10 protein-coding genes and 1 pseudogene are annotated in these 12,825 nt (G+C 34.9%); 9 read left to right on the forward strand and 2 right to left on the reverse strand.

Going from position 1 to position 12,825, the window contains the following annotated elements; translation table 11 throughout:
- Positions 1 to 444 precede the first annotated feature (444 nt).
- From ACHZDT_RS10695 to ACHZDT_RS10715, 5 genes are all read left to right on the forward strand, one after another.
- Complete coding sequence (locus tag ACHZDT_RS10695) at positions 445 to 903, forward strand: PA2169 family four-helix-bundle protein (protein WP_394774620.1); 459 nt, start codon at positions 445 to 447, stop codon at positions 901 to 903.
- A 255-nt stretch (positions 904 to 1,158) separates the two neighbouring features.
- Complete coding sequence (locus tag ACHZDT_RS10700) at positions 1,159 to 3,024, forward strand: U32 family peptidase (protein ID WP_394774621.1); 1,866 nt, start codon at positions 1,159 to 1,161, stop codon at positions 3,022 to 3,024.
- Positions 3,025 to 3,562: 538 nt separating this feature from the next.
- On the forward strand, positions 3,563 to 4,723 hold the full coding sequence (gene purT / locus ACHZDT_RS10705) for a formate-dependent phosphoribosylglycinamide formyltransferase (RefSeq protein WP_394774622.1): 1,161 nt from the start codon (positions 3,563 to 3,565) through the stop codon (positions 4,721 to 4,723).
- A 2-nt stretch (positions 4,724 to 4,725) separates the two neighbouring features.
- Complete coding sequence (locus ACHZDT_RS10710; protein WP_394774623.1) at positions 4,726 to 5,043, forward strand: DUF6370 family protein; 318 nt, start codon at positions 4,726 to 4,728, stop codon at positions 5,041 to 5,043.
- Positions 5,043 to 5,618 (forward strand): Crp/Fnr family transcriptional regulator, encoded by a 576-nt coding sequence (locus ACHZDT_RS10715; protein WP_394774624.1) that lies wholly within the window; start codon positions 5,043 to 5,045, stop codon positions 5,616 to 5,618. Before ACHZDT_RS10710 ends, ACHZDT_RS10715 begins: the two co-directional genes overlap by 1 nt.
- A gap of 202 nt (positions 5,619 to 5,820) precedes the next feature.
- On the opposite strand, the gene aceA is transcribed toward ACHZDT_RS10715, so the two are convergent.
- Entirely contained in the window at positions 5,821 to 7,101 is a 1,281-nt protein-coding gene (gene aceA / locus ACHZDT_RS10720) for an isocitrate lyase (RefSeq protein ID WP_394774625.1), read from the reverse strand.
- Between the two features lie 134 nt (positions 7,102 to 7,235).
- Positions 7,236 to 8,837 carry a malate synthase A gene (aceB, locus tag ACHZDT_RS10725; RefSeq protein ID WP_394774626.1) on the reverse strand — a complete coding sequence of 534 codons (1,602 nt, stop codon included), beginning with the start codon at positions 8,835 to 8,837 and terminating at the stop codon, positions 7,236 to 7,238.
- 162 nt (positions 8,838 to 8,999) lie between these two features.
- Between aceB and ACHZDT_RS10730 the strand changes: the two genes are divergently transcribed.
- The 4 genes and pseudogenes from ACHZDT_RS10730 (at position 9,000) to ACHZDT_RS10745 (ending at position 12,643) form a co-directional block, all read left to right on the forward strand.
- Positions 9,000 to 10,481, forward strand: a complete 1,482-nt coding sequence (locus ACHZDT_RS10730) for a helix-turn-helix domain-containing protein (protein WP_394774627.1) — start codon at positions 9,000 to 9,002, stop codon at positions 10,479 to 10,481.
- 369 nt (positions 10,482 to 10,850) lie between these two features.
- Complete coding sequence (locus ACHZDT_RS10735; RefSeq protein ID WP_394774628.1) at positions 10,851 to 11,567, forward strand: pirin family protein; 717 nt, start codon at positions 10,851 to 10,853, stop codon at positions 11,565 to 11,567.
- Positions 11,568 to 11,736: 169 nt separating this feature from the next.
- Positions 11,737 to 11,960 (forward strand): annotated as a pseudogene (locus ACHZDT_RS10740) ((4Fe-4S)-binding protein).
- A 149-nt stretch (positions 11,961 to 12,109) separates the two neighbouring features.
- Complete coding sequence (locus tag ACHZDT_RS10745; protein ID WP_394774629.1) at positions 12,110 to 12,643, forward strand: YceI family protein; 534 nt, start codon at positions 12,110 to 12,112, stop codon at positions 12,641 to 12,643.
- The last annotated feature ends 182 nt before the right edge of the window (positions 12,644 to 12,825 follow it).

A 12,825-nucleotide genomic window follows, 5' to 3' on the forward strand; every position in this document is an offset into this window, starting at 1 on the left:
TTTACGAAGTAAATCTGTTTTATCCGCGTCAAAATTAGACGCTGATTTTACTGATTCGCTAAAGCGAAAACGCGGATAAAAACGGATTTTTCTAATTACTTTCTTGATTAAACTGTTAAGTAATTTTATAGATTTCCCCTTAACTTAATGACATTGCCCTGCGAGTTGGGCTTCCCGATAGTTATCGGGATGTTACAAGTCCTCGCACTTCCTTCGTCAGGCTGCGGGCTTTTTACTTTTATCCCTCACGCAAAACGAAACGCAAGAAAATTTCATTAATTAAGCATCAAATAATTCATGAAATTTGTGTAATTCGTGGCAACAAAAAATACCTTTCAAAATTCCCATTCCACAATTTTATAAATCACCTGTAAAATTCTGTAAAACAAAAGTCTCTATAAAATCCCACCTTTGTATTATACATTAATTAAAAGATTATTTATTATGATACATACAGATGAAACCACAGAAAAAGCAGTTAGCACATTAGAAGGATTAATTTCTATTCTTGAAGATGGAAAACTAGGATATACAAATGCCGCTGAACACGTAGACAGCCCGGCAATCAAAACTGACTTTTTAGATTATGCTCGTGAACGTGCGTTATTCATTGTAGAAATACAAGACGAAATCAATAAACTGGGAAAATCAACTGATACATCTGGTGGAGGACCATTAGGAGCGATACACCGTGCATGGATTGATATTAAATCATCATTTACAAGCGGAGACACAGAAGCTATTATCAATGCGTGTATTACCGGAGAAGAAGCTGCTGTTGAAAAATTTAAAATGGCTTTAGATGATAATCATCTTGATGGAAGTCAAATTAGTATTGTTTCAAAACAATTAAACAGTATCGAAAATACTTTGACTAAAATCAAAGCGAAAAAATTGTCATAATAATTTGGCACTATTTTTTGAGAACGAAACTACCTGGTTATTAAAATCAGGTAGTTTTTTTGTTTTAAATATTGAACGAATTAAAATCCGCTTTTAGAATATCCTTTAATAAAAATCAACAAATCTTAAATATTCTCATTCCATATTATCCGCTATATCAAAAAAAAAGTCACTTCAGCATTAGCAAACTCAAATAAAATATATGAACTTTGCAAACTTTTTTCCACAAATATCACATAGTATAAAGTTTTATAGATGAAGAAGAAGATTGAAATATTAGCTCCGGCAAAAGATTTAATTGGAGGAATGGCTGCCATAAATAGTGGCGCCGATGCAGTTTATATTGGGGCTCCACAATTTGGTGCGCGTTCTAATGCCAACAATTCAATTGAAGATGTAGCCGCATTAGTAAAATTCGCTCATTTATTTAATGCTCAGGTTTTTGTAGTAATGAACACTATTTTGTACGACAACGAACTTGAAACGTGTCGCCAAATGATCTATCAATTATACGATATTGGTGTTGACGCATTGATTATTCAGGACATGGCTATTATGGAAATGGAGTTGCCTCCTATCGTACTTCACGCCAGCACACAAGCCAACAATCGCGACGCCGATAAAATTAAATTCCTTAAAGATGCCGGAATCAAACGTGTAGTTTTAGCCCGCGAATTGAACTTGCATCAAATTAAGAAAATATATGACGAAGCAGATGTTGAACTAGAATTTTTTGTAACCGGAGCTTTATGTGTTTCTTTTAGTGGAAACTGTTATATGAGCGTAGCCAACGGAGAACGCAGCGCCAATCGTGGTTCTTGCGCTCAAAACTGTCGTTTACCCTATAACTTAATTGACGGAAACGGAGAAACCTTAATCAAAAACAGTCACTTACTTTCTATAAAAGATTTAGATATTTCAGACCAAATCCCAAATTTGATTGAAGCCGGAATCGTGTCTTTTAAAATCGAAGGAAGATTAAAAGATGTTGTTTACGTAAAAAACAACGTATCGTATCTTCGGCAGAAATTAGACAGCTTTTTAGAAGCCGAAGGAAATGATAAATACACAAAAGCTTCTTCAGGAAAATGTACTTACACCTTTGATTCTTCTTTAAACAGAACTTTTAACCGCGGTTATACTGATTATTTTGTAAACGACAGACATAATAGTATTGGATCTTGGGAAAGTCCAAAATCTAAAGGTCAATACATTGGGAAATTAATTCGAACTATTGGAAACGCTTACGAAATCGAAAACGGCGAATTATTAAACAACGGCGACGGACTTTGTTTTATCAACGAAAATAATGAAGCTGACGGAATCTACGTAAACAAAGCCGAAAACGGTAAAATTTACCCAAACGTTTTAAAAGAAGTAAAAAACGGAACTTTTATTTACCGTAACAATGATGCAGCATTCATCAAAATTGTTGAAAGAGAAGATAGTGCGGTTCGCAAAATCAGCACGACTTTATTACTTACCGAAAACGAAAAAGGTTTCGAATTAATCGCCACCGACGAAGACGGAAATGTAAGCATTGTCACTTTAGAACATTCAAAAGAGACGACTAAAAATAACGAATCAATCGAGGAAAACATCAAAACACAATTGGCTAAAACGGGTTTTACACCTTATACAGCTAATGAAATTAATGTGATGTTTACTCAAAACTGGTTCCTTCCCATTTCAAAAATCAACGAAATGCGAAGAAACGTTTTCGAACAATTATCAGAAATTCGTCTGGCAAATTACAAACGTGAAGAACATCAATTAGTAAAAACATCGCATCCTTATCCTGAAACCAAATTAGATTTTATGTACAACGTTTCGAACAAAACTGCACGTAAATTCTATGAACGTCACGGCGTAACCGAAATAGAAAAAGCATTTGAATTGCAATGGGACCCGGGAAAATCTCTTGTAATGACAACAAAATACTGCATCAAATACGAATTAAAAAAATGCCCAATACACCAGAAAGACATAGTTGGTGTCAAAGTCAAAGAACCATTAGTATTAAAACAAGGCGAACTCGAATACAAACTAAAATTCAACTGCAAGCCCTGCGAAATGGAAATCTGGGAAAAAGATGCTGAATTCGAAATCGAAGAAGATTAATTTCATTAAAAAATACAAAACCGATGCTTTTATGAAGTATCGGTTTTTTTATTATTTGGGCGTGACCACAAGGGTCGGGCTATCCGCTGCAAGTCCTCGCACTTCCTTCGTCAGGCTGTGGGCTTTTCACTTCTATCCCTCACGCAAACGGGTTACAAGAACTTTTATGTTTATAATTATACTCAATATTACCACAATATTGTCATTTCGACGCAGGAGAAATCCCCGCAAGCAACTCCGCAACGAGAATCAAATCTTTGTCGAGCTTCTTGCGGAGATTTCTCCTGCGTCGAAATGACAAACTGTACGGTTATTTTATCTGAATTAAATTAAAATATGCGTAAAAGTCCGTGCGTTCTTTTTTAATTTAAAAAATAAAACTACGCGCTCTTAGCGTAGCCCTTTGTGAACTTTGCGGTTAAATATAGATGGCGTAGACGCACTGCAGTGCGCCTCTACGGAAAGACACGTGAATAGAACTTTGCGGTTAAAAACATTTTTCCCTACTTTTACTACTCCAACAACATAAAACTCCCCTATGAAAATACTACTCCTCGGTTCAGGCGAATTAGGCAAAGAATTTGTCATTGCCGCACAACGAATCGGACAAACCATAATTGCTGTTGACAGTTACGAAAATGCTCCCGCAATGCAAGTTGCACACGGATTTGAAGTTATCAATATGCTGGACGGCGAAGCGCTTGACCGAATCGTAGCCAAACACAAACCAGATTTTATTGTTCCAGAAATAGAAGCTATTCGCACAGAACGTTTTTATGATTACGAGAAACAAGGCATTACCGTTGTTCCTTCGGCGAAAGCGGCCAACTTTACCATGAATCGTAAAGCAATTCGTGATTTGGCTTCAAAAGAATTGGGATTAAAAACTGCCAAATATCAATATGCAACTTCAGCTTCAGCATTGCAAAAAGCCGTTCAGGAAGTTGGGATTCCGTGTGTGGTAAAACCCTTAATGTCATCTTCAGGAAAAGGACAATCGACTATAAAAACCGAAAGTGATATCGAAAAAGCATGGGAATATGCCGTTGCAGGTTCTCGCGGCGATGTTATTGAAGTTATCGTAGAAGCATTTGTTGATTTTTATTCAGAGATTACACTTTTAACGATTACTCAAAATAACAATCCAACGTTGTTTTGTTCTCCAATTGGTCACCGACAAGAACGCGGAGATTATCAGGAAAGCTGGCAGCCCGCAAAAGTTTCTGAAGCCGATTTGTATGAAGCGCAGGATATGGCCGAAAAAATTACCGAAGCACTTGGTGGCGCAGGACTTTTTGGCGTTGAATTCTTTTTAACTAATGATGGCGTTTATTTCTCTGAACTTTCTCCGCGTCCGCACGATACCGGAATGGTAACTTTAGCCGGAACTCAAAATTTCAATGAATTCGAACTGCATTTACGTGCCATTTTAAGTCTTCCGATTTTCGAAATCACTTTAGAAAAAGCCGGAGCAAGTGCCGTAATTTTAGCATCAGAAGATTCTAGTAATCCCACTTTTACCGGAATCGAAAAAGTAGCCGCTTTACCTAAAACCGATTTTAGAATCTTTGGGAAACCAACTTCAAGACCATATCGCCGAATGGGAGTTGTTTTAAGTCATGATTCACTAACAACTCCAATTGAAGAAATTGTTGAACGTGCAAAAGCAACTTCAAAATTAATAACTGTAAACTCTTAAAAATGAAAAAAGTAATCTTTATAATATTCCTATTTATCGGAATCGCAACTCAAGCCCAAGATAAAAAAACAGCCGAAAAACCTCAAATTGTAGAAACTGCTTGTGGCGAATGTCAATTTGGGATGAAAGGTAAAAGTTGCGATTTAGCCGTTCGCATTGACGGAAAACCCTATTTTGTTGACGGCACAACTATTGACGAACATGGCGACGCACACGCTGAAGATGGTTTTTGCAATAAAATCCGCAAAGCTTCTGTTACAGGAAAAGTAGAAAACGGACGTTTCAAAGCGACTTCATTCACCTTGATTAAAGAAAAATAATGGAGTTAATTCTTGAGAATATTGCCAAACACGTTTCGTTAACTCCTGAAGAACAAGCGTTGTTTCTATCAAAAACAGAAACTAACTTTTATAAAGCTAAAACTATATTATTAAGTTCCGGCGAAGTATGCAAACATTCGTATTTCGTAAATTCAGGAATTTTAAGAAGTTTCAATATCAACGACAATATTGTCGAACATGTTTTATCATTTTCTTGCGCAGGTTGGTGGATAAGCGATATGTACAGTTTCTTTTCGCAAAAACCGGGACAGCTTTTTATAGAAGTTTTAGAAGATGCAGAAGTACTTTCGCTATCCAAAGAAAATCAGGAACAATTATATCTTGAAATTCCAAAACTGGAACGCTTTTTCAGGATTTTAGTCGAAAATTCATTAGTTGCGAATCAACAAAGACTAATGGACAATTTAAGTTTACCTGCCGAAGAACGTTTCGAGAAATTTTGCACTAAATATGGTTCTTTGGTTCATAAAGTGCCTCAAAAACAAATCGCTTCTTTCATTGGTGTAACCCCAGAATTTTTCAGCAAGATGAAAGCTCGTCTTTTGAAAAAATAATTTTTATAGCCACAGATTTCACGGATTAAAAGGATTAAAAAAAATGTTGCCACGAATTTCACTAATTCACGCGAATTTTAATTCAACTTTGAGCAAACTAATTTGTGTAAATTCGTGAAATTCGTGGCGAAAAAAAATCCTTTTAATCTGTGAAATCTGTGGCATAAAAAAACCAGTTCAATGAACTGGTTTTTCTTTTGAATTAAAATTGCTGAACCTCAGTAGAATGTTTCATTGCTGTAGTTGTTGATTTTCCTATGGTTACGGTATTTTGTACCGCATCAAAATAAGAAGTTCCTACGAAAGCCTGATGTTTTACCGCTCTGAATCCGCTTTTTTGTAAAGCAAATTCTCTTTCCTGCAATTCAGAATATCCCGCCATTCCACGTTCTTTATATGCTTTAGATAATTCGAACATACTTGTGTTTAAAGCATGGAAACCGGCTAAAGTTATGAACTGAAATTTATATCCCATTGCAGCCAGATCTTCTCTGAACGTTTCCATTTCTGCCACTGATAATTTTGCAGCCCAATTAAAAGAAGGCGAACAATTATAGGCCAGCATTTTATCGGGAAATTCTTTTTTCATTGCATCGGCAAACTTTTTAGCATAAACCAAATCAGGATTACTGGTTTCCATCCAAATCAAATCAGCATATGGCGCATAACTTAAACCGCGTGCAATTCCCTGATCGATTCCGTTATTTACATAAAAGAAACCTTCATTGGTTTTTTCGCCTGTAATAAATTTTGCATCTCTTGGATCAGCATCGCTAGTTAATAAATTAGCCGCATCAGCATCTGTTCTTGCTACAATCAAAGTTGAAACTCCCATTACATCTGCTGCTAAACGTGCTGCAATTAGTTTATTGATTGCTTCCTGAGTTGGAACCAAAACTTTACCGCCCAAATGCCCGCATTTTTTAGCCGAACTCAATTGATCTTCAAAATGAACTCCTGAAGCACCGGCTTCAATCATTGATTTCATTAGTTCGAAAGCATTCAGATTTCCCCCAAAACCTGCTTCGGCATCAGCCACAATCGGAACTAAATAATCTTTTTTATCTTCAACCTTATTTACGGTCTGAATTTGATCTGCTCGCAATAAAGCATTATTTATTTTTTTTACCACCATTGGCACACTATTCACAGGATAAAGCGATTGGTCAGGATACATTTCTCCCGCTAAATTTGCATCGGCTGCAACTTGCCAGCCGCTCAAATAAATTGCTTCAAGACCAGCGTCAACTTCCTGAATCGCCTGATTTCCTGTTAATGCGCCCAAACCAGCAACATAATCCTGATTTTTTAACTTTTTCCATAATTTTTGCGCTCCCATTTTTGCAATAGAATGCTCTATTTGATACGATCCCTGAAGCGTAACTACTTCTGTCGCCGTATAAGGGCGTTCAACACCTTTCCATCTTGGGTTCGTAATCCAATCGTTAATCAATTCCTGAATTCTGTCTTCTGTTGTTTTCATAAATAATATAGTTAAGTTGGTTAGTAAAGCGTTTCATTCAATTAAAAATTTTGAATTAAAAATTAAAAATCTGTGCTATTTGATAAATCTGCATGAAAAATATTTTTAATTTTTAATTCTCAATTTTTAATTCTTTATAAATATTTGTAGCATGGAATAGTCAAAAAGTCAACAAAATCAGTGTTTACTACTAATCTTTCCAGTACTTTTTCCGCTAAAGGAAATTGTCTTTTTTCGTGAATTTCTTCACCTAATTCGTCTTTGATTTTCTTGAATTCGTCTAAAGCCAATTCGTGATAATATGCCAGATCTAATTGTCGTCCATTATCCAAAAGCACTTTATTCTGAAGCCATTGCCACAATTGAGATCTTGAAATTTCAGCCGTTGCCGCATCTTCCATTAAATTATGCAAAGCCGCTGCGCCTTGCCCATTTAACCATGAAGCCAAATACAAAACGCCAACGTTGATATTTTTGCGAACGCCGTTTTCCGTAATGATTCCAATTGGTGGTTCAATCAAATCTGCTTCCGTGATTTTGCGATGTTCTCTTTTAATATGAATTTGATTTGGAGTTGGCATTCCTTTATCAAATATTTCTTTTGCCAATGAAACCAAATCCGGATGTGCAACCCAGGTTCCGTCGTGACCGTTTCGAACTTCACGTTCTTTATCGGTTTTTACTTTTGCAAAAGCTACAGCATTCGCTTCTTCATTATTTTTAATCGGAATTTGAGCTGCCATTCCGCCAATCGCATGAATCCCGCGTTTATGACATCTTTGAATTACCAAATTAGAATACGCATCCATAAATGGTGAAGTCATATTTACCTGATCGCGATCCGGAACGATAAACTTCGGATTTTTTCTAAATTTCTTGATATAAGAGAAAATATAATCCCAGCGACCGCAATTCAATCCTACAATATGTTCTTTCAATTCAAATATAATTTCGTCTAACTGAAAACTTGCCGTTATGGTTTCGATTAAAACCGTCACTTTTATAGTTCCTCTTTTTAATTTCAAATAATCCTCAGTAAAATCAATCACATTGTTCCACCAGCGCGCTTCGAGATAATGTTCTAATTTCGGGATATAAAAATATGGTCCCGAATTGTTTTCTAAAAGCCTTTTATGGTTATGAAAAACATACAATCCAAAATCTACCAAAGAACCTGAAACTTCTTTTCCTTCAATTAAAAGATGTTTTTCCGACAAATGTAAACCTCTGGGACGCACAATTAACGTTGCAATTTTTTCATTTAATTGATATGATTTATGTTTCACTAAATCTGTATGTGAAATCGTTTTGTTCACCGCATCAATCAAATTCATTTGTCCTTCCATCAAATTTTCCCATGTTGGAGAAGTACTATCTTCAAAATCAGCCATAAAAGTTTTAGCGCCGGAATTCAATGCATTGATAATCATTTTGCGATCAACAGGTCCGGTAATCTCAACTCTTCTATCTAATAAATCTTTCGGAATTTCTCCGGCTGTCCAATTACTTTCTCTGACACTTTTAGTTTCGGCCGTAAAAACCGGCATGACGCCCTGATCAAAAGCAGTTTGTTTTTGCTCGCGTTGTAACAATAACAGTTTTCGTTGCGATTCGAATTTTTTATGCAATTCGGTTATAAAAAGGATTGCTTCTTCTGTCCAGATCTTTGGATAAGAAAGTTTCTTTTCGGCTAAAAATTCCATTTGCGTTTCGGTAATTTCTAATTGGTTTTTCATAGCTGTTAATTTATTTGTTTCTGAAATTATTTTAAGTGGTTTGATTTCTAATAATTTCTATACCACAATATTAAAAAAAAGTTTTTTACAAAACAAGCGAACGTTCGCTAAATATTGAAAATAATTTTTTGGCGATTATTTTTTAAATGTCTATATTTGATTATGGATATTGAAAAAGACTATATAAAGCTGATATTTGGACTAAAACTTAAGCAAGTCCGAACTCAAAAAAATCTTTCGCTTTTTGGCTTAGCCAAATTGACAAATCTTTCAAAATCGTATTTAAACGAGATTGAAAAGGGAAAAAAATATCCAAAAACCGATAAAGTTTTGCTTTTATGCGAACATTTAGATGTTCCATATGACCAAATGGTGTCTTTGAAACTTGATAATAATCTTGCTCCAATTGGAGAAATCCTGAAATCCGGAATTTTAAAAGAGATTCCGTTAGAGCTTTTTGGCATCCAGGAAGCTGATTTAATTGATATTATTGCCAATGCACCAGCAAAAGTCAATGCCTTTATTAGTACCATTATCGAAATTGCCCAACATTATAATTTAAGCAGAGAAAGTTTTTTTCTGGCAGCATTACGATCTTATCAGGAAGCCAGCAGTAATTATTTTGAAGATTTAGAAAATCAGGTTATTAATTTTTCAAAATCATTTCAAATTAATTTAGATTCTAAAATTAGTATTGAAGAATTAGAAGCTATTCTGAAAGAAGAATATGAATATAATATAAAAGAAATCGCTTTTTCAGAACAGGAAGCGCTGGGAGATTTACGCTCTATTTATGTTCCGAAAAGTAAAACATTATTACTTTCTACAGAATTAGACAGTCCACAGAAAGCATTTATTCTGGCAAAAGAAATCGCCTATAATTATCTGAAAATATCAGACAGATTATTGACTTTCAGCTGGATTAAATTCGAAAATTTTGATCAGGTTTTACATAATTTTTACGCTTCATATTTTGCCGGAGCTTTATTATTACCAAGAAAATTAGTCGTTGACAAAATCAATGATTTCTTAAATAATGAAAATCCAAAACCGGAAGAATTTGTCGCTTTAATCGAAAGTTTCGAAGTTTCGCCGGAATCATTTTACCAGAGATTGACGAATTTATTACCGAAAGACTTTAACTTAAAAAACTTATTTTTTCTAAGATTATCTCATCCAATTGGTTCAGATGTTTATCAGATTAAAAAAGAACTGCATATTACCAATCAACAGGAACCTCACGCAAACGAAACCAACGAACATTATTGCAGAAGATGGGTTTCTGTAAAAACTATAGACGAAGCCATTAGACAAAACAAACCACATTTTTTTGATGCTCAGATTTCAAGTTATGTTCATAGCGGCAATGAATATCTGGTTTTTTCATCGGCCACAAAAGATCCTTTTGTCGAGAATAATATAAGAAGTATTTCTGTTGGAATTTTAATTACTCCGGCAATGAAAAAGAAATTCAAATTCATCGAAGGCAAGCCTTTGGTAAAAAGAATTGTTGGTGTTACTTGTGAAACCTGCGATGTAAAAAATTGCCTCGAAAGAGCCGCGCCACCAATTGCTTTGGAAAATAAAAAACGCCACGAGAATACAGATGCGGTTGTTCAGCAGTTTATTAGTCAATATAGTTAAGCTCCAGCGGAGCAATATATTTATAGAATAATTTATAATTGATTCCAAAAGCTCCAACGGAGCGATATATTTATTTTTTTTTCGTAATGAATAATATTTCACCCCGATGGGGTTCTTGTCCGGCAAACCCAAATGTCTATAAATATAACGTCCCGCTGGGACTTATTCAGAACGACAAACCATTATCTAAGGCGCACTGATGTGCGCCTCTACGATAAAACCTCTACACCTTACCTTTGCCTCTTTGAACCTAAAACCTTAGAATCTTAGCCCCTCAGAAACTCAGTAACTTTTTTCTTAATCTACATTAAGTGTCTTTCATTGACCTTGGTGGTATCTTTGTACCATAATAATAAAACAAACATCATCATGGAAAATATAGTATTACACAAAGCAGAAACAAGAGGAAATGCAAATCACGGATGGCTTAATGCTTATCATAGTTTTAGTTTTGCAAGCTGGTACAATCCTGAAAGAATTCAGTTTGGAGCACTTCGCGTTTTAAACGATGACACAATTGCGGGCGGAATGGGTTTTGGAACACATCCTCACGATAATATGGAAATCATTACCATTCCGTTAGAAGGAGATTTAGCTCACAAAGACAGCATGGGAAATACTGAGATCATCAAAAATGGTGATATTCAGGTTATGAGTGCAGGAACCGGAGTTCAACATAGTGAGTTTAACCCGAATGCAGATCAACAAACTAAATTATTGCAAATCTGGTTGTTTCCAAACAAAAGAAATGTAGATCCTCGTTACCAACAAATCACCTTGAATGTTGCTGACAGACACAATAAATTAGCACAAATTCTATCTCCAAATCCAGATGACGAAGGAGTTTGGATTCATCAGGATGCCTGGTTTCAAATGGGTAATTTTGATTCTGGGATAAGTACTGAATACAAAATTAAAAAAGAAGGAAATGGAGTTTATGCTTTCGTTTTAAAAGGAAACGTAACGATCAACGGTCAGGAATTAAATACTCGTGATGCGATTGGAATCTCCGGAACTGATATTTTAAACATTCAAGCAAATACAGATGCTGAATTTTTATTAATGGATATTCCGATGAACTATTAATTCTAAAGAAACAATTAATACTTTTTTCTTAAGAAGTGATAATCAATCTGAATAACAGATTGTTGTCACTTCTTTTTTTATCCAAATTTCATAAAAACCGAAAAGAAAGATTATTTTTATAATAAAAAACTGGTCTGACTTTAAAATAACTAAACATTAAATTTCAACCATGAATCCAGATAACCTTACCAAAGAATATACAAACGGAGAAGTAACAATTGTGTGGCAATCCGGAAAATGCATTCATTCTGCTAATTGTGTAAAAAATAATCCTGATGTTTTTCATCCAAAAGAAAACCGTGGATTTTACCTGAAGCTTCGACTTCTGAAAAAATCATGGAAACAATTCATAAATGTCCTTCGGGAGCATTGAGTTATTATAAAAACAGTTAAGAGACCTAACAGGTTTTAAAAACCTGTTAGGTCTGGTAAAGACAAAATCATCATATTTCATTTCTTAATCTAGGTTAAGTGTGTTTCGAATACTCCGGACGTAACTTTGTCCTATCAAAATGAAATTAATTATTTAAAAAATAAAAATTATGGCAACTACAAAATGGTCAATTGACCCAACACATTCAGAAATTGGTTTTAAAGTTAAACACATGATGTTTACAAATGTTTCAGGTAAATTTGGAACTTACGACGCAGCAATTACTACAGAAGGCGAAAACTTCGAAAATGCTGAAATTGAATTTTCAGGCGATATCGCTTCTATCGATACTGCAAACGCAGACAGAGATGGTCATTTAAGAAGCGCTGATTTCTTTGATGTTGAGAACAATCCTAAATTAACTTTCAAAGGATCATCATTTAAAAAAATCGATACTGGAGATTATGAATTAACTGGAGATTTAACTATCAAAGGCGTTTCAAAATCAGTTAAATTTCCTGTAGAATTTAGCGGAATCATGACTGATCCTTGGGGAAATACTAAAGTAGGTTTAAGCATTGAAGGAAAAATTAATCGTAAAGATTGGGGTTTAAACTGGAACTCAGCTCTTGAAACCGGAGGAGTTTTAGTAGGTGAAGAAGTTCGTTTAAACATTGAATTACAATTTGTAAAACAAGCTTAATCCGATAATAATAGAATTTAATTTGGTTGGTTAAAAGCCCTGCACTTTTTAGGAAGTGCAGGGCTTTTGTTTTTAATCTAAAAAATCACCACAAATTGCACAAATTTAGCAAATTAATAGTTTTCTGCGACTTTATAGAGAACTACTCTTGAAAAGGCTTCGACTCCGCTCAGCCTGACCTG

The organism is Flavobacterium sp., from assembly GCF_043722275.1.
In the GTDB taxonomy this organism is placed as follows: domain Bacteria; phylum Bacteroidota; class Bacteroidia; order Flavobacteriales; family Flavobacteriaceae; genus Flavobacterium.

Bases quoted from the DNA above. Each gene is read 5' to 3' on its own strand.
- purT (WP_394774622.1), top strand. From the start codon at position 3,563: ATGAAAATACTACTCCTCGGTTCAGGCGAATTAGGCAAAGAATTTGTC.
- ACHZDT_RS10735 (WP_394774628.1), top strand. From the start codon at position 10,851: ATGGAAAATATAGTATTACACAAAGCAGAAACAAGAGGAAATGCAAAT.
- aceA (WP_394774625.1), bottom strand. From the start codon at position 7,101: ATGAAAACAACAGAAGACAGAATTCAGGAATTGATTAACGATTGGATT.
- aceB (WP_394774626.1), bottom strand. From the start codon at position 8,837: ATGAAAAACCAATTAGAAATTACCGAAACGCAAATGGAATTTTTAGCC.
- ACHZDT_RS10730 (WP_394774627.1), top strand. From the start codon at position 9,000: ATGGATATTGAAAAAGACTATATAAAGCTGATATTTGGACTAAAACTT.
- ACHZDT_RS10710 (WP_394774623.1), top strand. From the start codon at position 4,726: ATGAAAAAAGTAATCTTTATAATATTCCTATTTATCGGAATCGCAACT.
- ACHZDT_RS10700 (WP_394774621.1), top strand. From the start codon at position 1,159: ATGAAGAAGAAGATTGAAATATTAGCTCCGGCAAAAGATTTAATTGGA.
- ACHZDT_RS10715 (WP_394774624.1), top strand. From the start codon at position 5,043: ATGGAGTTAATTCTTGAGAATATTGCCAAACACGTTTCGTTAACTCCT.
- ACHZDT_RS10745 (WP_394774629.1), top strand. From the start codon at position 12,110: ATGGCAACTACAAAATGGTCAATTGACCCAACACATTCAGAAATTGGT.
- ACHZDT_RS10695 (WP_394774620.1), top strand. From the start codon at position 445: ATGATACATACAGATGAAACCACAGAAAAAGCAGTTAGCACATTAGAA.